This window comes from Tannerella forsythia (assembly GCF_001006485.1).
Taxonomy (GTDB): Bacteria; Bacteroidota; Bacteroidia; order Bacteroidales; family Tannerellaceae; genus Tannerella; species Tannerella forsythia.
The window spans coordinates 64397-89275 of the sequence record NZ_JUET01000083.1 but is presented as its reverse complement, the minus strand read 5'-3'; the positions used below and the strand labels follow the sequence as shown (position 1 = coordinate 89275).

The 24879-nt window shown below is 51.5% G+C and carries 16 protein-coding genes; 10 read left to right on the top strand and 6 right to left on the bottom strand.

Going from position 1 to position 24879, the window contains the following annotated elements:
- Nucleotides 1–18: 18 nt before the first annotated feature.
- The 4 genes from leuD to Tanf_RS08775 are packed head-to-tail and all read right to left on the bottom strand — an operon-like array spanning nt 19 to nt 4104.
- The gene (gene leuD, locus Tanf_RS08790) at nt 19–612 is read right to left on the bottom strand and encodes a 3-isopropylmalate dehydratase small subunit (protein WP_014224257.1); all 594 of its coding nucleotides are present in this window, start codon (nt 610–612) and stop codon (nt 19–21) included.
- Nucleotides 613–672: 60 nt separating this feature from the next.
- On the bottom strand, nt 673–1080 hold the full coding sequence (locus Tanf_RS08785; RefSeq protein ID WP_046825595.1) for a GxxExxY protein: 408 nt from the start codon (nt 1078–1080) through the stop codon (nt 673–675).
- Nucleotides 1081–1120: 40 nt separating this feature from the next.
- The gene (gene leuC, locus Tanf_RS08780; protein ID WP_046825594.1) at nt 1121–2557 is read right to left on the bottom strand and encodes a 3-isopropylmalate dehydratase large subunit; all 1437 of its coding nucleotides are present in this window, start codon (nt 2555–2557) and stop codon (nt 1121–1123) included.
- Nucleotides 2558–2616: 59 nt separating this feature from the next.
- Nucleotides 2617–4104, bottom strand: coding sequence for a 2-isopropylmalate synthase (locus Tanf_RS08775; RefSeq protein WP_046825593.1), 1488 nt, complete (start codon nt 4102–4104; stop codon nt 2617–2619).
- Between the two features lie 52 nt (nt 4105–4156).
- Between Tanf_RS08775 and Tanf_RS15110 the strand changes: the two genes are divergently transcribed.
- The 10 genes from Tanf_RS15110 to Tanf_RS08725 all read left to right on the top strand — a co-directional run bounded on the left by Tanf_RS15110 (nt 4157) and on the right by Tanf_RS08725 (nt 23504).
- Complete coding sequence (locus Tanf_RS15110; RefSeq protein ID WP_161794956.1) at nt 4157–4423, top strand: hypothetical protein; 267 nt, start codon at nt 4157–4159, stop codon at nt 4421–4423.
- A gap of 313 nt (nt 4424–4736) precedes the next feature.
- A complete protein-coding gene (locus Tanf_RS08765; protein ID WP_046825591.1) occupies nt 4737–6839 on the top strand; it encodes an alpha amylase C-terminal domain-containing protein in 2103 nt (700 codons plus the stop codon).
- An 80-nt stretch (nt 6840–6919) separates the two neighbouring features.
- Nucleotides 6920–7894 (top strand): type I phosphomannose isomerase catalytic subunit, encoded by a 975-nt coding sequence (locus tag Tanf_RS08760; protein WP_046825590.1) that lies wholly within the window; start codon nt 6920–6922, stop codon nt 7892–7894.
- A 144-nt stretch (nt 7895–8038) separates the two neighbouring features.
- On the top strand, nt 8039–8935 hold the full coding sequence (locus Tanf_RS08755; RefSeq protein ID WP_014224249.1) for an ABC transporter ATP-binding protein: 897 nt from the start codon (nt 8039–8041) through the stop codon (nt 8933–8935).
- Between the two features lie 24 nt (nt 8936–8959).
- Nucleotides 8960–12319, top strand: a complete 3360-nt coding sequence (locus tag Tanf_RS08750) for a golvesin C-terminal-like domain-containing protein (protein ID WP_046825589.1) — start codon at nt 8960–8962, stop codon at nt 12317–12319.
- Nucleotides 12320–12397: 78 nt separating this feature from the next.
- A complete protein-coding gene (locus Tanf_RS08745; protein WP_371706631.1) occupies nt 12398–13873 on the top strand; it encodes a TolC family protein in 1476 nt (491 codons plus the stop codon).
- A 41-nt stretch (nt 13874–13914) separates the two neighbouring features.
- Nucleotides 13915–14970, top strand: a complete 1056-nt coding sequence (locus tag Tanf_RS08740; RefSeq protein ID WP_041591094.1) for an efflux RND transporter periplasmic adaptor subunit — start codon at nt 13915–13917, stop codon at nt 14968–14970.
- 51 nt (nt 14971–15021) lie between these two features.
- The gene (locus Tanf_RS08735; protein WP_046825588.1) at nt 15022–18108 is read left to right on the top strand and encodes an efflux RND transporter permease subunit; all 3087 of its coding nucleotides are present in this window, start codon (nt 15022–15024) and stop codon (nt 18106–18108) included.
- Nucleotides 18105–22790 (top strand): efflux RND transporter permease subunit, encoded by a 4686-nt coding sequence (locus tag Tanf_RS08730; RefSeq protein ID WP_046825587.1) that lies wholly within the window; start codon nt 18105–18107, stop codon nt 22788–22790. The genes Tanf_RS08735 and Tanf_RS08730 overlap by 4 nt, the downstream gene beginning before the upstream one ends.
- 3 nt (nt 22791–22793) lie before the next feature.
- Nucleotides 22794–23504 (top strand): hypothetical protein, encoded by a 711-nt coding sequence (locus tag Tanf_RS08725; protein ID WP_046825586.1) that lies wholly within the window; start codon nt 22794–22796, stop codon nt 23502–23504.
- Nucleotides 23505–23577: 73 nt separating this feature from the next.
- Here the strand turns inward: Tanf_RS08725 and Tanf_RS08720 are convergent, their stop codons facing one another.
- Complete coding sequence (locus Tanf_RS08720; protein ID WP_046825585.1) at nt 23578–23832, bottom strand: WG repeat-containing protein; 255 nt, start codon at nt 23830–23832, stop codon at nt 23578–23580.
- A 277-nt stretch (nt 23833–24109) separates the two neighbouring features.
- Complete coding sequence (locus Tanf_RS08715; RefSeq protein ID WP_046825584.1) at nt 24110–24871, bottom strand: TIGR03915 family putative DNA repair protein; 762 nt, start codon at nt 24869–24871, stop codon at nt 24110–24112.
- Between the last annotated feature and the right edge of the window lie 8 nt (nt 24872–24879).

Sequence of the window (24879 nt, the reverse complement as noted above, 5' to 3'; positions counted from 1 at the left end):
AAACCCGCAGGCAGGTTGTCAGAACCGGTTTGCCCTGCTCTCCCACGCCTCCGTCAGCGATTGGTTGCTTAACAGGAAATCGATGTCGTCGAGTCCTTTCAGGAGACACTCCTTCTTATAGGAGTTGATCTCGAACGATTCCGACGTGCCGGTCTCGTTGTTCCGGATAGTCTGCTCCTCCAGATTAACCGTAACCGTCGCTTTCGGATTGTTGTGGATCGACGCGAAGAGTTCGCTCAAGCAGCCTTCGCTCGTTACCACGGGCAGAATACCGTTGTTGAGAGCGTTGTTGCGGAAAATATCGGCAAAGAAGCTCGATACGACTACCTTGAATCCGTAACCTGCAATAGCCCATGCGGCATGTTCGCGGCTGCTGCCGCTTCCGAAGTTTTTGCCTGCCACCAGCACCTGACCGGAATAGGTGGGATTGTTGAGTACGAAGTCGGACTTCGGGCTACCGTCTTTGTGGTAACGCCAGTCGGCGAAAAGGTTGTTTCCGAAACCTTCACGCGTGGTCGCTTTCAGGAAGCGCGCCGGGATAATCTGGTCTGTGTCCACGTTTTCGATGGGAAGCGGAACACAGGTGGATGTAAGTGTTTGAAATTTGTCCATGAGTCTTGTTTGAACGCAAATTGCACAAAAAACGCAAATTCACGCAAGTCCTTTTTTGTATTATAAAAATTTTCTCTGATTTGAATATACTTTCTTTTTGAAAGTGGATTTCCTGCCGAAATTCAGCAAATAGCCAACTTCTATTTCTTTTGCCTTCAGATAATTGATTAATTGAGCTTCGTGTGCCGGATCAATGTTCTCGCACGTTTTTAGTTCGAGTATGATGCAGCCTTCAACCAATAGATCGGCAAAATAATCTCCTACTACACGTCCGTCATGGTACACTGTTATGTTTTTCTCTACTTCGCATTTCAGTCCTGAATCGGTCAATGCAAAATACATCGCATTCTTATAGACTTTCTCAAGAAAGCCGTATCCTAAGTCGTTGTAAACGCGATAGAATTGTGTAATAATAATGTCTACGAGTTCTTTAGGAACCGAAGCAGGAGCGTTCTCTTGTGTTACCATGTTGCGGAAATTTGTGTTATTCGCGTAATTTGCGTTCTTTTTACGGGTTGGTTATTTTCCCTGTAACTGCCGCGGCGGCCGCTACCAGCGGGCCGGCCAGAATGGTACGCGCTCCGGGGCCCTGACGCCCCTCGAAGTTCCGGTTCGAGGTCGATACCGCATATTTGCCGGCGGGCACTTTGTCGTCGTTCATTGCCAAGCAGGCCGAACAGCCGGGCTGACGAAGTTCGAATCCGGCCTCTTCCAGAATCCGGTCCAGCCCTTCGGCTTCGATCTGTTTGCGCACCTGCCAGCTTCCGGGCACGAGCCATGCCGTTACGTGGTCGGCCTTGCGTTTCCCTTTCACATAATGGGCGAATACGCGAAAATCTTCGATCCGGCCGTTGGTGCAACTGCCCAGGAACACGTAATCGATGCTTTTCCCTACCAGCTTTTCGCCGGGAACAAAACCCATATATTCGAGCGACTTTGCGAACGATATTTTTCCCGCCTCATCGATCTCCTCCATCTGCGGGATGGCACCGTCGACAGGCATGCCCATGCCGGGATTGGTTCCGTAGGTGATCATCGGGCCGACGTTCGACACGTCGAAAGAGACCTCTTTGTCGAATACCGCGTCGGCATCTGTTTTCAGCGTCTTCCAATAGGCCACCGCCTGTTCCCACTTCTCGCCCTTGGGAGCGAACTCGCGCCCTTTCAGATAGGAGAAGGTCGTTTCGTCGGGAGCGATCAGCCCGCCCCGGGCACCCATCTCGATGCTCAGGTTGCAAAGCGTCATCCGCTCCTCCATGGTGAGGTTGCGGACGGCCTCGCCGGCGTATTCCACGAAGTAGCCGGTCGCACCACCCGTGGTGAGCCGCGAAATCATATAGAGCGCCATATCTTTCGCTCCCACGTTCTTGCCCAGCTTGCCCTCGAAATTCACACGCATCGTCTTCGGGCGCGTCTGCAAGATGCATTGCGAGGCCAGTACCATCTCCACCTCGCTCGTGCCGATGCCGAAAGCAATGGCGCCGAAAGCTCCGTGCGTAGAGGTGTGGCTGTCGCCGCAGACGATCGTCATGCCCGGTTGGGTGTAGCCGTTTTCGGGTCCTACCACGTGCACGATGCCGTTCTTCGGATTATTCAGTCCGTAATAGGTGAGCCCGAATTCCTGTGCGTTCTTGGCAAGCGTTTCGACTTGAAAACGGGATATCTGATCGCGAATGGGTTGGTCCTGTCCCACGGTAGGGATGTTGTGGTCGGCCGTCAGGGTCGTCTGTTCGGGACGGAATACTTTCAGTCCGCGCGAACGAAGTCCGGCAAAAGCTTGCGGACTGGTTACCTCGTGGCACAGATGACGGTCTATGTAGAGTTGGGTAGGCCCCTCTTTTACCGTGGTAACGACGTGAGCGTCCCATATTTTATCGAACAGGGTCGCCCCCTTCTGTCCGGTCGAGGGCTTCGAATGGTTTGTCTGTGATGTATGATTTGTCATTTTCTGTTTTTGTCGTTGTTATCTAATAAATTATTTTTGTCGTAATCTTTTTGGGAGAGCTATTCCACGAACTTGTTCACCGCATCGATAAAAGCTTCGACCGACGCCGAAACGATGTCGGTATTGGCCGAAAAGCCGTAGTACAACATGCCGTTGTGTGCTACCTGCATGTGCACTTTTCCTACGTCATCGCTTCCGCGGTTGATGGCTTGAATGAGGAACTCCTGAATCACCATTTCGCGGCTGATAATCTTTTTAACCGCTTTGATGGCCGCATCGACCGGCCCGTTTCCGGTGGCGGAGGCTTCGAAGTGCTCGCCGGCGATGTTCAACCCGATGCTCGCCACATGGCGCAGCCCTACGCCGCAAGTAACTTGCAGGTAATCGATCTTGATCCGGTTCAGCCGCGACTCGATGCCGGCCAACGCCAGCACGTCGTCGTCTTTGATGTCTTTTTTCCGGTCGGCCAGCGCGAGAAACTTCTGGTACACGTCGTCGAGTTTGCCGTTATCGAGGTCGACTCCCAGCAGGCTCAGGCGGTTTTTCAACGCCGCACGGCCGCTTCTTGCCGTCAGGACGATGGTGTTATCGTCGATGCCCACCTCTTTGGGGTCGATAATTTCGTAGGTATCAGTATTCTTGAGCACGCCATCCTGATGGATGCCCGACGAGTGTGCGAAAGCGTTCCGCCCCACAATCGCTTTGTTGGGCTGTACTGGCATGTTCATCAGCGCTGAAACAAGTCGGCTCGTCGAGTGAATCTTGGTTGTGTTGATGTTCGTCTCGAATCCCAGTTCCCTATGGCTTTTGAGCGCCATCACCACCTCTTCGAGCGAGGTGTTTCCGGCACGTTCGCCGATTCCGTTCACGGTTACTTCCACCTGCCGCGCGCCGTTGAGCACCCCTGTAAGGGTGTTGGCCGTAGCCATGCCCAGGTCCTGATGGCAGTGGGTGGAGAGGATGGCCTCTTTCAAATCAACGTGATCAATGAGGTACTTTATTTTGGCGCCGTACTGGTGCGGGAAACAGTAGCCCGTGGTGTCGGGGATGTTGATTACAGTTGCCCCCGCGTTCACCACCGCCTGTACCATCCGCGCAAGGTATTCGTTGTTGGTGCGACCGGCGTCCTCGGCGTAGAACTCCACGTCGTCCACAAAACGGCGGGCAAATTTCACCGCTTTCACTGCACGTTCGATGATCTTTTCGCGGTTGGAGTTGAACTTGTGTTTGATGTGCATGTCCGATGTGCCGATACCGGTATGGATCCGTTTGCGTTTGGCGTGTTTCAATGATTCGGCAGCCACTTCGATGTCTTTTTTCACCGCACGTGTGAGCGCACATATAACAGGCCAGGTGACGGCTTTGGAGATCTCAACCACCGAGTTGAAGTCGCCGGGACTGGACACCGGGAATCCGGCCTCAATCACATCTACCCCCAGCAGCTCCAGGGCTTTGGCCACCTGGATTTTCTCGATGGTGTTTAGTTGACATCCGGGAACCTGTTCCCCGTCGCGTAAGGTCGTGTCGAAAACATAAATTTGTTCCATAAGTTAAATATAGCTCTTTGTGTTTTGTAACAAAAAAAGCCTTTCCCACCCAATGAGTGAGAAAGGCTATTTCTTTATGCTGCTTGTATCTTTTTCAGTTGCCGATATTCCAATCCCACCCTCCGGATTCTTCCAGAAGTCGAATAGAAATAATAAGAATACCGATGTTATTATTATACATAAATATTGTTTAAATCTTGATAACGGTTGCAAAGTAAAAGAAAAAAGATGTAATTGCAAAATATTTGTGCGAATTATTGCCGAAAAAATATCAAAAACAAAAAAATGGGAGATGTCAATTCCTGTTCTTCTTGCGTGATTTGAAACGGTTACTTCGAGCATAGAAATATTGAAAGAATTTTCTGCTTTTATCGCTCCAACAGCAACATCGATTCTCCAAAAGCAAAGAAGAATGAACCTAAAAAAGTTCATCTCACATCTATATTTAAAAAACATAGTCGCTTTGAGTTTTATTTTTATCGGCCTGTGGGTGAATTGAAATTTATCTTGTAGCTTTGCATCGGTTGCGAAAATGGGCTGTACATACGGCAAAAAACCGTAAAGCATGGGTTTAAGATAAGATGCTTCGTTGCTGATATGGTCTCTGGAATAAACATAAATAAGAACGGAAGATGGAAAAATTGACTCTAATTCAGAATGATCCTTGGCTGAAACCTTATTCGGACGCTATCGAAGGACGTTATCACCGTACGATAGAAAAAGAGAAAACATTAACCTGTGGTGGGAAACAAACCCTTGCCGAATTCGCATCGGGTTATCTGTATTTCGGATTGCACCGGACGGAGGATGGATGGGTGTTCCGCGAATGGGCGCCGCATGCCACAGCTATCTATCTGATAGGGACGTTCAACGGCTGGGAAAAGAACGAGAGTTATCGTCTGAAACCTCTCGACAACGGCAACTGGGAGATCGTTTTGCCGGCTGCTGCCCTCCATCACGAAGATTTATACAAGTTACTCATCGAATGGGAAGGGGGCTGCGGAGAGCGTATCCCTGCATGGTGCCGTCGGGTGGTGCAGGACGAGCAGACCAAAATCTTCTCCGCGCAAGTCTGGGCGCCCGAAAATCCGTATCAGTTTGAAGTAAAGACATTCCGGCCGGATACGTCGCCACTGCTGATTTACGAGTGCCATATCGGTATGGCTTCAGAAGAGGAGAAGACAGGTACGTATGAGGAGTTCCGTACACACGTTCTGCCGCGTATCGTGAAGGACGGCTATAATGCCATACAGATCATGGCGATACAGGAGCATCCGTATTACGGTTCATTCGGGTATCATGTGAGCAGTTTTTTCGCGCCCTCGTCACGCTTCGGCACGCCCGACGAGTTGAAGCGTCTCATCGACGATGCCCATCGAATGGGGCTGACGGTGATCATGGACATCGTGCACAGTCATGCCGTGAAAAATGAAACAGAGGGGCTCGGACGTTTCGACGGTTCGTATCATCAGTATTTCCATACCGGTACCCGGCGTGAACATCAGGCATGGGACTCTCTCTGCTTCGATTACGGAAAGGACGAGGTGTTGCATTTTCTGCTGTCGAACTGCAAATACTGGCTGGATGAGTATCGCTTCGACGGTTTTCGTTTCGATGGTGTCACCTCGATGCTTTATTACAGCCATGGACTGGGCGAAGATTTCTTAAGTTACGGTGACTATTACAACGGTCATCAGGACGATGACGCGATAACATACCTGACGCTGGCTAACAAACTGATACACGAGGTTAATCCGCATGCCGTGACGATTGCGGAGGAAGTCAGCGGTATGCCGGGGCTGGCGGTTAAAGTAGCCGATGGTGGCTATGGGTTCGATTACCGCATGGCGATGAATATCCCGGATTTCTGGATCAAAATACTGAAAGAGAAGAAAGATGAAGACTGGCATCCTTCGGCGATCTGGTGGGAGACAACGAATCGGCGGGCCGATGAGAAGACCATCAGCTATGCCGAGAGTCACGATCAGGCGTTGGTAGGAGACAAAACGATCATCTTCCGTCTTATCGATGCCGATATGTACTGGCACATGCAGGCGGACGACCGACACTTTATGGTAGAGCGCGGACTGGCGCTTCATAAAATGATCCGGCTCGTGACGGCCACGACCATCAATGGCGGTTACCTGAACTTTATGGGGAACGAGTTCGGACATCCCGAATGGATTGATTTTCCGCGCGAAGGTAACGGCTGGTCGTACAAGTATGCTCGCCGACAGTGGAGTCTGGTCGATGCTCCGAACCTGAAATATCGCTTTCTGGGCGATTTTGACCGTGAGATGCTTGCGTTGATCCGCAGCGTAAAAGATTTTCAAGCGTTACCCGTGCAGAAGGTGTGGGATAACGACGGCGACCAGGTGCTGGCCTACATGCGTGGAGAATATGTGTTCGTCTTTAATTTCAGTCCTGCGCAGTCGTTTACCGATTATGGTCTCCTGACTCCTCCGGGCACTTACCGTACAGTACTAAATACGGATGACCCGCGTTTCGGAGGGAACGGATTAACCGACGATGCCATCGAGCATCTGACGCAATACGATCCGCTTTACGAAAAAGAATATAAAGGCTGGCTGAAACTGTATCTCCCGGCGCGCACGGCTATGGTATTGAAACGGCTACCTGAAGTTCGTTCATTATCGGTCGAACAAGGAGAGATGGAGAAAAGACGGGTACGGAAAAAACGATGCCACGCAAAAGGAAAGAATAACGTCATGTAAAAAGAGATGAATCATCTACTTAAACATGTACGATCAATAAAAACAAACAAAGCAGAACAAACAGTCAAACAACAAATAAAATAATGTATCCATATTTATTTCAACCGATTTTAAAGGAAATCATCTGGGGAGGAACGGATATCCGTCCGTTCAAAGGCATGACTCCTACACAGGAAAAGATAGGAGAGAGTTGGGAACTGTCGCATGTAGACGGCGATTTTTCCGTTGTAGCGTATGGTGCCGATAAAGGAAAAACGATCGACGAATTGATTCGCGAGTACGGTGAAAGTCTGCTGGGCAGTGAGGTGATGAAGCGGTTCGGAACACGCTTTCCGTTACTCATCAAGTTTATCGATGCCCGGGACGATCTTTCCATTCAGGTACACCCCGATGATGCGCTGGCCGAGAAACGTCATCACTCATTCGGAAAAACGGAGATGTGGTACGTAATCAAGGCTACCCCCGACGCTGCGTTGTATTGCGGCTTTTCGCAGCCCATCGATGCGGATGAATACGTGCGACGAGTCGAAGACAACAGTATTATGGAGGTGCTTAAGCGTTACAACGTGACAGCGGGCGACGTCTTCTTCCTGCCTGCCGGACGAGTGCATGCCATCGGCGCGGGATGCTTCATCGCCGAGATCCAGCAGACCAGCAATATCACCTACCGCATCTACGACTATAACCGCAAAGGTGCCGACGGAAAGGGACGCGAGTTGCATACCGAACTGGCCAAAGACGCGATCGACTATACGTTTCAGAGCGACTATCGGACGCATTATACGCCACAACCGGGCGCCGCCGTCGAGCTGGTGCAGTGCCCGTACTTCACCACTCGCTTGCTGGAGACGGAAACACCTATGATGCGCGATTATGCCACGCTCGATTCGTTTGTTGTTTATATCTGCATGGCCGGCTCCGTTGAGTTACGTGATGATAACGGCAACGAACTGACTGTTTCGCAGGGACAGACCGTGCTCTTTCCCGCAACAACACAGTCGGTTACCCTAAAGCCTGCACCACAGGCCAAATTGTTGGAAACTTATATCGCGTAAGCAAGAGTGACCGGCGCTTAAGCAAAGAGAGGCTTTGTACATAAGGAAAGCACCCTCTACAGGTAAGGGAAAGGCGAGGGTGCTTTCCGAGACAATAAGATAAGTGAAAACAGCGTTATAGGAAACGATAACCGGTAAAGACAGATGAACAACATATCGATACGTTCGCTAAACAAACGCTATCCGAACGGCAACCATGCCCTGAAAGACGTCAACATGGAGATACCGACGGGCATGTTCGGTCTGCTGGGGCCTAACGGGGCCGGCAAATCGACGCTGATGCGTATCCTCGTGGCGCTGATGGAGCCTACGTCCGGCGAGGTGAATGTGTTCGGCTACGACTTGCGTAAGCAGCGTCGGGAAGTACGCCGGATACTCGGTTATCTGCCGCAGGACTTCCGTTTCTTTGCGAAATACAAGACGCATGAGTTCCTTGACTATGCAGCTCGTCTATCGGGGATGAACAACCGGCGGGAGCGTCGGCAAGCCGTCGATGCCATGCTGGAGAGCGTCGGGCTGTTCGATGTCAGGGAGCGTTATGCCAATAAGCTGTCCGGCGGTATGAAACGTCGGCTGGGCATTGCACAGGCATTGATACATCGCCCCAGACTGATCATCGTCGATGAGCCGACCACGGGGTTAGATCCCGAAGAACGCATTCGTTTCCGTAATCTGTTGGCCGAAGTGGGCAAGCAGGATGTGACGATCATCCTGTCGACCCATATCGTCGGCGACATATCGAGCACATGCAACTGTATGGCGTTGATGAACAAAGGCGAAGTGGCGTTTTTCGGATCGCCCCGGGAGATGCTGCAAGAGGCCGAAGGGAAGGTGTGGCGGATGCATATCAGCAGTGACGAGATGCCCGTTATCGACGCGAAATACCCTGTGATATCGACCATCCCCTCCGGTACGGGGTGGGAAGTACAAGTGGTAGCCGACAAGATCGAAGGATATGACGCCGAACCGTATCCCCCCAATCTGGAGCACGCCTATGTATATTACATGGAGTATAAGTTGAACCGGTGGATGAACGATTGATCCAATTACAGAAGACAAACCAATATGTCGGTATGGAATAATATACGGTCTGTCGCCAAGTATGAACGCAAGCTATTGCTCCGTACATGGTTCTACCGCGTCTTTCTGGTACTTTCCGTGTTGATTCTGGCATTGTTCAATTTTGCAGCTTTACTTAGCGACGACGGCTACTGGCTGATGAAATCGCTGCCCTCCAATATCCCGTATGTAAATCTGCTGCTGCTTAATACCGGGCAGGCGGTGATCGCCGTTTTTTTGTCGTCCGAGTTTCTGAAGTCGGACAAAAAGCTCGATACGTCCGAGGTGTTTTATGTTCATCCGCTCAGCAATGCCGAATACGTAGCGGGTAAGATATGGGGGATTTTAAGCGTGTTCTTCCGCCTCGACCTGATGATTCTTGCGATGGTCCTGATTTTTAACCTCGCGTCGGGCGTGTCGATCGACTGGACGGCCTATCTCACGTATTTCTTCCTGATATGCATCCCTACGCTCTTCTATATCCTTGGACTGTCTATCTGCCTGATGCTTATCTTGAAAAATCAGGCTGTGACCTTCGTACTGCTGCTGGGGTATATCGGACTGACTCTGTTTTATGTTGGCGATCGGTTTTACTATCTCTTCGATTACATGACCTACAACCTGCCTTTGGTGAAATCGTCTGTCGTCGGCTTTACGAACGTGCAGGCGCTGATGATACATCGTGCGATTTATCTGCTGATTGGATTAGGTTTTGTCTGCCTCGCCGTGTTTTTGTTCCGTCGGTTGCCGAACACGAAGTACGGACGCTATCGATGGCTGGCACTCGGCTGTTGCTTCTTTCTCGGAGGTATCGCGGCAGCTTATCGTCATGTAGATTCCGTCAGGAAAAAAGGGGAGCTGCGACAGCATTATATCGCGTTGAATAATGAGTATGTGCACGCACCGAAGATGCTTGTCGACCGTTACGACATCATCCTCACCCAACAGCCGTCGACGATTATTGCTGAGGTGTCCATGAACGGAGTGGCTGCCACTCGCGGTTCCGTGTTTACATTCTGCCTCAATCCCGGCTTGACCGTGCACGAGGTCGAAGCCGGTGGTCGTCCGTTAGCGTTCGAGCGCAGGAGCCAGATCATCCTTGTTGATCTCGGACATGAACTCGCCGAAGGAGACTCCCTTTCGATCGTCATGAAGTACGAAGGACGCATCGACGACCGCTTTTGCTACCTTGATACTCCTGCCGACATCCTGCAGCAGGAGTATGCGAACGATCTGTTCCGAATGGATAAGAAATACAGCTTTCAGGAACGCGACTATCTGCTTTTTACACCCGAAACGTATTGGTATCCGCGTCCCGGCACTTCCTACAGCAGCCTCAGCACCGATGGGCAGCAAACGTATTTCAGTCGTTTCCGGCTGACGGTGCGTACGACAGACGGCCTGATGGCTCTCTCACAGGGTACACGGCAGCAACCTTTCCCAACGACGCTGGACACCGCTGCATTCTCTTTGGATAAGGAACAAGAACGGGTGTTTATCTACGAAACGGATTTTCCGTCACCTTCTCTCTCGCTTATCGTGGGGGACTACGAGCAGAAAAGCCTCGTGGTAGACAGTACGGAGTACAGTATTTGGCATCTGCGGGGGCATGGTGATTTTACGGCTCCGTTCGATTCGATTACGGATACCATTCCATCGCAGATCAGAGAGTTTCGCCAGTCGATCGAACACGATTATTCGCTCGATTATTCGTTCCGCCGATTCTCCGTAGTCGAAGTGCCTGTGCAGTTTTACAGCTATCCCAGAGTATGGACGCAGGCACAGGAGAAAGTACAGCCCGAGATGATTTTCTTTCCCGAAAAAGGTTGCCTGTTCAACGAGGCTGATGTTGCGAGAAGGGTCGAACGTGAAAAGAAATGGGCGCGTTGGGAAGGACGTGAGATTACCGATAAGGAAGCCGCCATCCGTACTTTCAATAGCTTTATGCATCTCTTCCGTCGTACAGAGAGCGATTTCAACTGGTCGTTCGATCGCGGAACGGAGAATGTCTCTGCCGAGGTCAATCCTTATTTGCTTTTTCCTCAACTGTATAATTTCAGATACAATGTATTTTCGTCGGAATGGTCTGTCGCCAACCGCATGATCGAACTCTACCTGCAGGACAAGTCCGAAGAGAACGGCTGGATCAGGGAGATGAACGGTATCAGCAATAAGGAAAAGGCAAATCTGCTGATGGAGCAGCGGCCGTTGAAGGAGCTGCTCTCCGATACGGAACTGCGTAATCCGGTCGACGATGTGCTGTCGCTGAAGGCAAGCAGCCTCTTCGCTCCTGCCGAAATTGATATGGGATACCGTGCGTTTCGTGACTCGCTGCGTGCCATCCTGCAACGGAACAGGTTTACAAACCTGCGCTTCGAGTACCTGCTCGATACACTCGGCACGATGACCGGCAAAGACCTCCGGGTGTCTCTCGGCGCATGGCAACATCCTACGCCGCTGCCTGTATATATTGTCGGAACGCCCCGTATCGTACACGTCACGAACCGCGATAAGGAGACGTATGTCGTGGCTTTGCAGATCACCAATACCTCCGATTACGAGGGTGCGATCCGTCTGGAAACCGATGTGGGAGGACGTAACGACTTGTATGATCCGCGAACGAAACGCACCCTCTCTTTCGCTCCGCATCAGACGAAACGCATCGTGACGCATTGGGACGAAGCGCCTCGGAAACTCCGTGTTCATACACTTATATCGGCAAACCTACCGGCGCAGATCGATTTACCCGTCGGAAACATCCTGCGTGAACAGAACCGGACGATCGAAGAGGAAGGCGACTTCGTACTGCCGCTTCTGTCGGATGATACGTCCGGAGAGGTGATCGTAGATAATGAAGACTCTTTGCTGTTCGCCTTGTCGAAACCTGAAGTGTTCGGTCTTCTGCCACGGTGGCTCGATAAGGAGAACGATCAATCGTTCCGTTATTCGGGCGTGTCCCAATGGCGTGCTCCGCTGCAATGGACATTGACGACAAACGATAAGTATTACGGTGCGCATATCCGTTCGGCCTACGTGATCAAGAGCGGAAGCGGAAATCAGACGGCTACATGGAGCATCCCGATCCCGCATGCCGGACAATATGACCTCTACTATTACGTGTATAAACCTCAGGAACTTCGTGAAGGAGGACGTGGCGGAGGAGGGGCAGGTCATACGGAATATCGGTTTAAGGTCTGTTATGATCACGAGGAAGAAGAAGCGTATATCGACCTTGCACGTTCGGAAGACGGATGGGGGCTGCTGGGCACATATTATTTCAACCGCGATACGGTACGTGTCGTATTGACGGATGATACGAAGTTAAGAACCGTCACAGCCGATGCCGTGAAAATCGTCAGAAAATAAGCGAATGAACTCAAAGAAGCAGCATAGAAAAGAAACATGATGATAAACAAACAATTTCTAAGGATTTACGTGAGTGGGATGATGTGGCTTGCGGGAATGTGGGGCGTGCCTTCAGAAGCGTATGCGCAACGGTCGGTGACCATAGAGCAGGCACTCGACATCGCCGAAGAGCACAATCCTACCCTGATCAACTCGAAGCTCAATCTGGAGCGGTATCAGCTTCAGCTTGTTGCGCAGCGGGCGTCGTTAAAATCCCGGTTCTCTCTGAACCTCGATCCGATTGATTATACGAAGACGCGTCGTTTCGACAACCGGCTGTCGCAATGGTACACGAACGAGTCGTTGACTTCAAGCGGGACGTTCCGTGTCACGCAGCCTATCTTGTGGACGGATGGAGAGCTCTCGCTCATTAACCGGTTCGGGTGGCAAAATAACACATCGGTGGTCGAAGGGCATGAAAACCGCAACAGAGCATTCAGCAACAATCTTTATCTTCAGTTCACTCAGCCGGTGTTTACGTATAACCGTCGGAAGATGGAGCTGAAACAGATTGAGTTCGATTATGAAAATGCCGGGATCGATTATGCTCTTCAGCGCCTGAATACCGAGCGAGACATCACGAATCGGTTCTATACGGTTTACATGGCGCAGAGTAACCTGGAGACTAGCAGGGAGGAGTTGGAAAATGCCCGGCAGAGCTTCGAAATTATCAAAAACAAGGTCGAAGCCGATTTGTCGGCCAAAGAGGAGCTGTATCAGGCGGAGTTGAATTTGGCCACGGCACAGTCTTCGGTCGAGGAACGTTTGGTCGCGCTCGCCAACGCGGAAGACGAGTTGAAGCAGGCACTGGGCCTGCCTCTTCACGAACGGATTCGTGTCATGGCCGATATCGGAATCAGTCCGGTAGCCGTCAGTCTTGAGGAGGCTGTCCGCAACGGACTCGATTCGCGGATGGAGCTTCGGCAGCGTGAGATCGATATCGAGCTGGCGGAACTGCAGATGGTCCGCACGAAGAGCCTGAATGAATTTAAAGGAGATATCTCCTTATCGGTCGGCATTACCGGTGACAATGAGCGATTGGGAAGCGTCTACGATAATCCGACGCAAAATCCCCGTGTCGCCATCAGCTTTACCGTTCCGATCTTTGATTGGGGAGAGAAGAAAGCGCGTGTGAAGGCGCAACGGACAGCACAGACAATCGCGAAGCTCCGGCAGGAGAATGAAAAGCTCGACATCGAGCTGAATATCCGTCAGGTGTGGCGCCGGCTCGAAAATCTCCGCACACAGATTACCATTGCCGAAAAGAATGTCAGGAACGCGCAGCTGACGTATGACCTGAACTTGACCAGATATCGTGAAGGAGACCTCACCGGTATGCAGATCAGTCAGTTTCAGACCCAGCTGTCCAATAAGAAGATCGCTTATTCGCAAACGTTGATCAATTATAAAATCGAGTTGCTGAATCTGAAAATTCTTTCGCTGTACGATTTTGAGAAAAACGCTCCGGTAATTCCTGTCCGGACATTGGGCGATGCCCGTCACAGAGATAAATAAATTCATTCCTGTATTCGAGTAAAAAATAAATGATATACCTCATGATGAAATACCAAACAATCTTCGCCGTAGCCGCACTGGCTGCGCTTACGGCATGCGGTTCCAAACCTCAATCCGATCAGAATGATGTGGAGACCCCCGTATCCGTGCAGGAACTTCGGAAAGGATCGATCAGCAAGCTCATTCATACCACGGGAACGGCACAGGCCGCTGGTGCGGCCGAACTTGTCTCCGAGATGAGCGGGATGTACGGCCTTCAGCGTAATCCGGCGACGGGCAAACCGTATAAGTTGGGTGATGGGGTCAGGAAAGGTCAACTGATCATACGCCTCGAAAATAAAGAATATGAGAATGGCATTGCGTTGGAATCGAAAACGTTGAATCTTGAAATTGCCCGGCAGGAGCAAAGCAAGCAGAAGGCGTTATACGAGAAAGGAGGAGTGACCCTCAGTGAGATGCGTAATACGGATGTGAAAGCAGCCAATGCCCGGTACGAACTGGAGAATGCCAATATCAGTCTGGAAAAGATGAATATAAAGGCGCCTTTTGACGGAGTGATCGTCTCTCTGCCTCATTATACATCGGACAGTCGGGTGGAGCAGGGGAAACCGATGGTCGGTATCATGTCGTATACGAGTATGTACATGGATGTGAACTTGCCCGAAAGTACGATTCCGTATATCAGGGTCGATCAGCCGGTCCATGTGACGCACTACACCTTGCCCGAAGATACGCTGAAAGGTGTGATCAGCGAACTTTCTCCGGCTATCAGTACCGAGACACGCACCTTCACCGGACGGATACGGATAGACAATGCCGGGCAGAAACTGCGTCCCGGTATGTTCATCAAAGTCGATATCGTTGTGGAGCAGGCCGACAGTGCCATTATTATTCCGAAGCATGCTGTTCTCTCAGCACGAGACCGCAAATATGTATATGTGGTGGAAAAGAATACGGCTGTTGCGCGTCAGATACGGACAGGTCTTGAAGACGATGAGTCTATTCAGGTTACGGAAGGGTTGAACGAGCATGATCATCTTATCGTCAAAGGGTTTGAGACCTTGCGTGAAAACAGTCGGGTAAAGGTGCTGAAGTAACGCGATGCAGTGAAACGGTAATACAGGTATAGTTTAAGATTACGCAATGACATGAAAAAAATCATCCGGTTTGCGGTAAACAATCCCGTTACCATGGCGATGGTGGTGCTGGCAATCGTGTTGCTCGGCAATATCTCGTACAATCGTCTGAATGTGGATTTACTGCCCGACATGAATGCTCCGCGTCTGTTCGTAGAAATCAAGGCGGGTGAACGTCCGCCCGAAGAGATGGAGAAGATGTTCGTAGAGAATATGGAGTCGATGGCCATACGTCAGAGCGACGTCACGCAGGTCGCCTCGGTGATTCGTTCCGGCTCGGCACGCATCACGGTCACGTACGTCCAGCATAAAGATATGGACGAGGCCTTTTTAGACTTGCAGAAAGCCATGGCGCCTTTTTCGCGTAACACGGATATTGAGTCTCTCAACATCACTCAGCATGATCCGAATACCGATCCGGTGATGTTGATTGCCATGTCGCATCGTTCCATCACCGATATGGCCGAGCTGCGTAAGATGGCCGGGAATTACGTGCGCAACGAACTGGTGCGTATAGAAGGGGTAGGGGAAGTATTACTCTCCGGCGAAGAGCGCTCTGTCCTGACCTTACGAACCGATCCCTATAAGTTAAAGGCGTTCGGCTTGACGATGGAAGACATCGCCTCCGGAATCGAGGCGAATAATCAAACCGTATCGGGCGGAAGGGTCAGTGAACTCGGACTGCAGTATTTGGTGAAAAGTTCGTCGTTCTTTACTTCCGAAGCCGATTTTGAGAATCTGATTGTGAGCTATCGCCCGACTGTCGCATCGACGGAAGCATCTCATGCAAATGGCGGAACGGAGAACCGTGCACCGATATATCTGTGCGAAGTGGCTACAGCCCGGTTTGAAAATGCCCGTCCCGAAAACATCGTGCGTATCAACGGCGAACGTTGCATCGGCCTCTCTGTTTATAAGGAGATGCAGCATAATACGGTTCGGGTGGTCGATCGAATCGATCGACAGTTGAAAGCCATGGAACAGGCTTTGCCCGGCTATCGTTTTCAGGTGATCCGCAATCAGGGTACTTTTATCAGTCAGGCGATCGGTGAAGTGAAAAGTACGGCTTTGCTGGGGATGCTGTTGGCCGTGTTAGTGCTGTTTGTCTTCCTTCGTCGTATCGGGACGACGCTGATCGTTAGTCTGTCGATCCCCATCTCGATCGTGGCAACATTTAACCTGATGTATTTTAACGGACTGACGTTAAACGTCATGACACTGGGAGGTCTCGCGCTTGGCGGAGGAATGCTCGTCGATAATGCCATTGTGGTGATAGAAAGCATCTTTCGAAATCATGAGCGGGGGCTGAGTCGTGCAGACGCTATTGTCACCGGAACATCGGAGGTAGCCGGCGCGGTGATTGCTTCTACACTAACGACCATTGTCGTTTTTCTTCCTATCGTCTACCTGCATGGAGCATCGGGCGAACTGTTCAAGGAGCAGGCGTGGACGGTGGCTTTCTCGCTGCTGTCCTCTTTATTTGTTGCCTTGCTGATTATTCCCATGCTATACGACCGGCTATCGGGGAGGAAGCAGATACAGCGGCAAGCGAAAACCGTTCGTTTCGAGCGGTATGGCATGCTGCTCACCTCGTTTCTCCGACGCCGTTGGTGGGTGATCGGTCTGTCGGTGGGATTGCTGGTCCTTACGTTCCTGCTTACTCCATTCGTCGGGACGGAGTTTTTACCCCGCTCCGCCGGACGTGCGTTCTCGGTTTCACTGAGACTGCCGGAAGGCACACGTCTCGAACGCACGGATGCCGTGGTGCATAATCTGGAATATCTGCTGCACTCCATCAGTGGCGACAGCCTGCTTACCGTGTACAGCCATATCGGAGAAGGAGCATCGGAACATGAGGTATTTGAGGGAGAGTCGACGGCAACGCTGACGGTCTTGCTTTCGGAGGCGTCGCCTTTGTCGACCGATAAAGTCATATCGCGTTTTGTGGAAGCAACGAAAGAGATCGAAGGGTTGGAACTTACGTTCAAACAGGAGGATTACTCGCTGGGCTCGCTGTTCGGAGATGAAGAGGCTCCGATTGTCGTGGAAGTGAAAGGAGAAGAATCGGAAGAGATCGCGGCTCTCACAGACGAGGTGATGGCACGGATGGCATCGGTCGAAGGGATTTATAACCTCAAGTCGTCGATGGCCGACGGAGCGCCCGAGCTGTTGATCACCCTCGACCGTACAATGGCCGGTATTCATCAGATTACGGCCTCGACCGTGCTTGCCCAGTTAAAGCAACAGTTGCAGGGGCGGGACGTGGGCAAGATGGAATATAAGGGAGAGATGCGTGATATTGTCATCAAAGTACCCGATATTACGGCAGAGGAATTGAAACGTCTTGTCATCCGTAGCGGGAATCGGGAATTTCTGCTGCACGAGATCGCGACGATTACCCCGACACAGGCCCCGAAGGAGATATTTCGTCGGAATCAGAGCCGTATCAACAAGATTCTTGCAGACAAAGACGAAGCTCGCTCGCTCGATAAGGTGGCGCAAGACATACGCCGGGCAGTGGAGGACGTGGAGTTGCCCTCACGTTATTCGATTCGTGTGACGGGCGAGGAGGAGCAGCGTCGGGAATCGATGAACAGCCTGATGCTTGCGCTGTTATTGTCGGTCGTACTTGTATACATGGTGCTGGCATCGCAGTTCGAATCGTTGCTGCATCCTTTTACCATCCTGTTGACTGTTCCGCTGGCACTGGTGGGAGCCGTGCTGATCTTCTGGATCACCGGAATGACGCTCAATATCATGGGAGTGATTGGGATGATTATGCTTGCCGGGATTGCGGTGAACAACTCGATTCTTTTAGTCGGACGCATCAACCAGTTGAAGACGACGATGGAGCTTACGGAGGCCATTGTCGAGGCCGGCCGGCAGCGGATCCGTCCGATCATGATGACTACGCTCACGACGATTCTGGCCTTGCTGCCCATGTCGCTCCATATCGGCGAAGGAGCGGCCTTGCGCTCCGCCATGGCGGTGGCTGTCATCGGCGGACTTATTACGTCTACTTTGATGAGTCTTGTCGTGATTCCGTGTGTTTACTATGTGTTCGAACAACTGAAAAGTAAGGTAAGACGCGAAGGATGAACATTCTTTTAAACAGAAGGGTAACCATCAGCATGTTGTTTATTGCGCTTACCTTATTGGGGTATGTGTCCTACAAACAGCTGCCTGTGGAGTTGTTGCCCAATGCGGAATTGCCCGTGCTGTTCGTCTCCGTCCAGTCTCAGCAGGAGATGGATCCGGCGTATGTCGAGACCGAGGTCATCATTCCGATCGAGGGAGCCATCAGCACCGTTGGAGGGGTAGATAAGATACGCTCCGAGATCAACCGCCGCCAGTCGTCCATACAGGTCGATTTCAAGGCCGATATCAATTTCAAGACGACGTATCTCAGGCTCGAAGAGAAGATGAAAGAAGTCTCCTCATCGCTGCCGAAAGGCTTTACCGTGCAAGTGCAGAAAGTCGATCTGGCGATGATGGCGAACCGTTTTATGACATTGCAGGTACGAGGTTCGGGAGGAGTGGATCGCGTGCGTAATGTCGTGGAAGAAGAGGTACGGCGCGACCTTGAACATATCGATGGGGTGGCGGCCGTCGATGTGTATGGCGGACAGGAGCGAACCATTGAGATCCGTTTACATAAGGAAGTGTGTGAAGCGTTGAACCTGACGGCCTCGAAGATCGGTGAGTTGCTGAATCGTCAGACGCAGGAGAAAATGTTTGCAGGGAATGTTACGGAAGCTGATTCGCGTTATTTCGTTCATGTGCATTCGGCGTACACGCAGGTCTCCGAGCTGGAGCATCTTGTCGTAGCCGAAGGCCCCGTATTCCTGAAAGACGTGGCGACCGTCAGCTTCGACCTGAAAGAAGAAACCTCGTTCAGCCGCGTGAACGGCAAGGACGCGATCTCCGTCGCGCTCATGAACGAAGCCCAGACGAACCTCATCGACCTGTCGCATCGTACACGGGCGGTAATCGACCGGCTCAATGAACGTTTGCAGGGACAGGATGTGGAGATCGTGATCGAGTCGGATACGGCCGAAACGATGGAGAAGAATATCGATCAGATCATTCGTCTGGCGCTGACAGGGGGCTTGTTGGCCATCTTAGTGCTCTGGTTTTTCCTGAAGAATATCCGTCTCGTGTTCTTCATCGCCTTGTCTATCCCCTTGTCCGTATATACGGCTTTTAACTTCTTCTATGCGGCAGGCATCTCGATCAACAGCCTGACTCTCGTCGGCATGGCGCTTGCTATCGGGATGCTGCTCGATAACAGCGTCGTCGTGCTCGAAAATGTGTATCGGCGGTCGGCGGCGGGAGAATCGCCCGAGCAGTCCGTAACGAAAGGGACAAAAGAGGTCTGGCGTTCGATCATAGCCGCTACGCTCACAACCATCACCGTATTCCTGCCTTTCGTCTTCTCCGATAATTTCATGATCAAACTGATCGGCAACCATATCGGTGTCTCAATTATTTCCACCTTGCTGGTGTCGATGGGGGTGGCCCTGCTGTTTATTCCGATGGCAACCTACGGCATCTTGCGACGAAAAGGTGAGAGCGTATTTTACGAAAAGATTTCTCTGCTGCAACGGCCTGTGCAGATTTACCTCGTGTTTCTCAAAACGTGCATGCGTCATCCCGGTGCCACCCTGTTGAGCGCCGTCGTACTGCTTTTCCTGACGCTGATTCTGTCGCTGACGATGAACGTCCGTCAGAACAGGGAAGTTGAGTCCGACCGCTTCGATATCTATGTCACGATGCATACGGGCAGCACGCTGGAGCATACGGATAAGATCGTGAAGGTGATCGAGGAACGTCTCCATGAGATCCCGGAGAAGCAGGATGTCGTCAGTCGTGTTCAGGAGGAACAAGCCGTGCTGACCGTGATTCTTCGGAAAGATTACGAGACGACGGGTAGGCGTAAGATCGCTGAGATCAAGGCCGACGCACAAGCGCGGATGCCGGCTGTGGGAGGTGCCGAGATCTCGTTCTCCGAAGCTATGAGCGGCTCCGGTGGGGGTGACGGCGCAGGAGCGGCCATGGCTTTTATGACGCTGCTGGGCATTGGGGATAATCAGGAGCGGGTGGTTATCAAAGGATCGGACTACGACATGATGCAGGTGGTGGCCGAAGATATACGGTATTACCTCGACGCACAGGAGTTTGTCGGACATGCGTGGATGCCGTCGGCCCGTCGTCAGCCCGAAGTGCGGTTGCATTTCGATCCGTTACTGCTCGCTTCGTACGGCATCACCCGAAGTCATATCGCGACAGGACTGGCGCAGCTGACGCCCGAATATGCTACGGGAACAACCTTCAAAGTGGGTAACAAGACTTACGACATCGTGATTCGTGAAGATTTGCCGGACAAGACGTCCGAGCGGGAAAAGAAACAGCAAACCGTTGATGACTTGAAAGAGGTACGCATTGCCGACGGGCAGGGAGGAATGCACCGCCTTCACGAGCTGGCTACCCTTCACAAGAGCAACGGACGCTCACGTATCATACGTGTGAATCAGGACAAGCAACTTGAAGTACGCTACCGGTTCGCCCGCAGTGTCGAAGAGTCGAAGACACTGCTCGAAGGGTATCGTGCCGACATCGACCGGTATATCGCGAATTATAATCTGCCCGCCGGGGTAGCCATTGAAGTCGTCCATGAAGAAGATCTGTTCGCCGATTTTAAATTCCTCCTGCTTGCCGCCTTCGTGCTGATCTTTATGATTCTCTCGTGCGTATTCGAATCGATATCGACTCCGTTCGTACTGCTCTTTTCCATTCCTCTGGCGGCTATCGGATCACTGCTGGCTCTGCTTATGACCGGTAACAGTCTGCTGAATGCCAATACGCTGACGGGCTTTCTGATCCTCCTTGGAGTAGTTGTGAACAACGGCATCATCCTTATCGACTATGCTCGTATTCTCCGCAAGCAGGGCTTCCGACGCGAACGTGCGCTGATGACGGCCGGGCTGTCCCGTATCCGTCCGATTCTGATCACGAGCATCACCACGATTATCGCCATGTTCCCGCTGGCCATGGGCGATACGGAATATGCCGGAGCTATCGGAGCGCCTTTTGCGATTACTGTGATCGGTGGACTGACTTTTTCGTCGTTGCTGACGCTGGTCATCCTTCCCACGGCTTACATGGGGCTGGAGAATACGTTACAATGGTACCGTGCGCTCTCGCGCAGGGTGCAATGGCTTCATCTCGGGCTTATGCTTGCCGGGCTGCTTGGCGTCTATGTCTATATCGACAGTTGGCTGTGGCAGGCCATATCGGTTGTGGCGCTGGTTATCCTCATTCCCGGAGTCACAGCCTTTGTAAAGGCCAGTTTGCGCCGGGCAAGAGCCGATATGATTCATCCTGGGCAGGAGATTCGGATCGTCATCCGTAACCTTGTGAAGGTGTACGACCGTGCGGGACGCTTCGCCCGCCAGTGGAACAGCGGACAGGAACGGCGTAAGCGTCTGGGGATTCAGCAGGAGTATCGTTCGTTCAAAGACTTCCTGAATATCGGCTGGTTGTTTGGATTGTTCGCGTTTATTGTCTGTTTCACCTACGGCTATCTGGAGCACTCGTTCTGGATCTTTGTCTTTTCATTTATCGTATATGCGTTGACCCTGTACCTGTGGCGTAAAATACGGATGTACCTCTTCTTCCGTTTCGGCGACAGAAGGGGTCTCCGTTACCTCAACCGACTCCTGTTCTGGGGAGTGCCTGTCGTACTGCTTGTTGTTTTGTCGGGCAAGATCAGTCAACCGTCTCTGATGGCGCTTACCGCTCTCTTGTGGGGATGCGGGTTGATTGTTTATGTCACGTCGCAATATCTGTATGAAAGGGAAGTGAACATCGAGCGTGTAGGCGGTCGCTTTGCGGGGCTGAAACGTACGTTCTTCCGTCTGGTCAAGAGTGTGCCGTGGCTCGGCAAGCGTCGTCGTCCGTTCAAAGCGTTGCGCGGCGTATCGTTCGAGATCAAGACGGGGATGTTCGGTCTGCTGGGCCCTAACGGAGCCGGTAAATCGACGCTGATGCGGATCGTTACGGGTATTTTGGAGCAGAGTTACGGATGTATTCGGGTGAATGGGCTGGACACCCGTGTCTACCGTGAGGAGTTGCAGGGGCTGATCGGCTTCCTGCCGCAGGAGTTCGGCACATACGAGCAGATGTCGTCGTGGGAGTTTCTGGACTATCAGGCTATCCTGAAAGGACTGACCGACGACCGTTTGCGCAACGAACGGATCGAATACGTGTTGCGAGCCGTGAATATGTATGAACGGAGAGACGAGAAGATCGGTTCCTTCTCCGGCGGCATGAAGCAGCGGATCGGCATCGCCCTGATTCTCCTTCATCTGCCCCGTATCCTCGTGGTCGATGAACCTACGGCGGGACTTGACCCGCGCGAGCGGATCCGTTTTCGTAACCTGCTGGTCGAACTGAGTAAGGAACGTATCGTCATCTTCTCGACGCATATCATCGAGGATATTTCGAGTTCGTGCAATCAGGTGGCCGTCATCGACAGGGGACAGTTGAAATACTTCGGACAACCCGAAGGCATGGTTCACATGGCCGAAGGCAAGGTGTGGCAGTTCTCCATCGACGGGGAGGCGTTCGACGAGCTGGATAAATCGTTCGTCGTACATCATATTCAGGATGGCGATCGCATACAGGTGCGTTATCTCTCGGCCGTGCAGCCCCGTCCCGATGCCGTGCCGGCGGAGGCCAATCTCGAAGACGCTTATTTGTGTTTATTAAAAAACATGTAGAAGATGAGAAAATATATCATACTGGCCGAGCGGATGGTGCGCTATAACTTGAAGATTATCTTTGCCGGCAAGTTTGTTTGGTTTCTGTTGGCTGCCTTCGTGTTCTTTGCCTTCTTTATGTTTCAGATGGCATGGGACAGGGTGGAGATCAACGAAGAAAGTATTTATTATTTGCTGTTCTTCCCGTGTATGCTGTTGATCTTCTATCCCGTGGTCTTTGGGATTCAGAACGATGAGGACAGCCGCATGCTCGAGATCATCTTCGGCATCCCCGACTACCGTTATAAGGTCTGGGGCGTGCGTATGCTGATGGTCTACGTGGCCGATTATGTCATCCTGCTGCTTTTTGCTTTGCTCGCCCGATGGCTGCTCTATCCCGTACCCGTCTTCGAGATGGCCGCACAACTGCTATTCCCCATGCTGTTTTTCGGCAACCTCGCGTTTCTCTTCTCCACCTTGACGCGTAGCGGGAACGCTACGGCCGTGATCATGATTGTGCTGGGACTGCTGTTCTTTATCTTTATGAATGCCGTCGACCTGATCAGCCGTTCGTTCTGGAACGTTTTTCTCAATCCTTTCTCGCTGCCTCGTGAGATGCACCCCCTCGTCTGGCAGAGTACGATCCTTAAAAGCCGTCTTTTCCTGACGGTCGGAGGCATCGTTTTTCTTCTGGCCGGACTTCTGAACCTCCGCCGCAGAGAGAAGTTTATCTAAAGAGTATGCAGCGGTCAGCCATCAGCATTCAGCCAACAATCCAACCAATCAACAATCAAACGCCCGAAGGGCTTCACTTTTCGTTTTTCACTATCCTGAAAGATAATACGCCCCATTTGTTGTCACGCTTGATCCGAGCTCTCCCCTCGCGGAAAAATCCGGCTGCCTCATATAGAGGTGGGATGATTTGCCGCACTTCGTATGTTGTTTTGTACATCACCGTATCTTGCGGAACGTTTTTCGCTTCGGGGATTTGCGCATACGCGCTTTTACCGGCGGAGAGCATCGTCAGCCTCGCCACGATCAATGTATATGTCATCTTTTTCATTGTTTTATTTTTTAAAATATGATTATCCGCACTTATACCTAATCATTTTAACTTTTATGATTATGCGCGTTTGATTTTATTTGTAAGTGTTTGATCTGTAAACTTGTATTCTGATGCGTGATGTCTGTGTCTTGTTCTTTTTCTTTTTCTGCCGGGGTATTTGCTGTTTTATGTAAATTATGTTTTTTAATGTGTTTCTTTAGATTGGTATCCAATCTTTTTGAGGGGATTTCTGTCCGATGCCGACAGGAAGTACGGTTATCGCTCCATTCTCTGCTTATTGCTTTTCCGTCAGGTATTGCCAGAAGCGGACGGGCATATCCTGACGCTGTTTCCGCAGGTTGATGCGTTCTTTGATGAACATTGCCTTGAAGTAGCCGCGCCACAATTCTTGAAACAGCTTCTCGTCTTCGGCCATCAGCGATTCGTCGAGCCGTCCGCCCAACAGTCGGTCGTCGTCCGTAAATGTGATTTCGCGTGCCGTTTGCAGGTCGTAATAGTAGCCGTACCTGCGACGCAGGTCATAGATCACCCAAGGCTGGTCGGCAAAGCGGCCGGTGAAATGGTCGATGGTCAGGGGTAGCGCGTTATATATCGGTCGGACGGGGGCGAAGAACAGATCGTCGGCAGCTTTCTGAAACCGCACGAACTGTTTGAGATAAAGCGCTTCATGGCCTACTTTACGGGCAATCTTACCGACTTCCAACACATCGGCATCACCGAAGTTCAGGGAGATGTCGTGCTTCGTATCGAATGTTTTGCAGATATAGCGGAACAGCAGCTCGTCGCTTCCCGCAAGTTCCGACAGCCAGACACGCATCAGCATGTTACAGGCTTCTTTTTTCAACTTGCGCTCCAGCGCCTTCCACACGCGTTCGGCCGATGTTTTTTGGGTCCACACCGTATAGGTTTCGTCCGTAAACAGAGGAGGTGTTTCGCCTGTTTTCATCAGGCGTTGCGGAAATGTTTTCCGGTTATATGCGTCGAAAACGGCAGTCAGCAGCCCTTCGAAGGTTTTGTCGTAGAAGAAAATCACCATACGTCTTC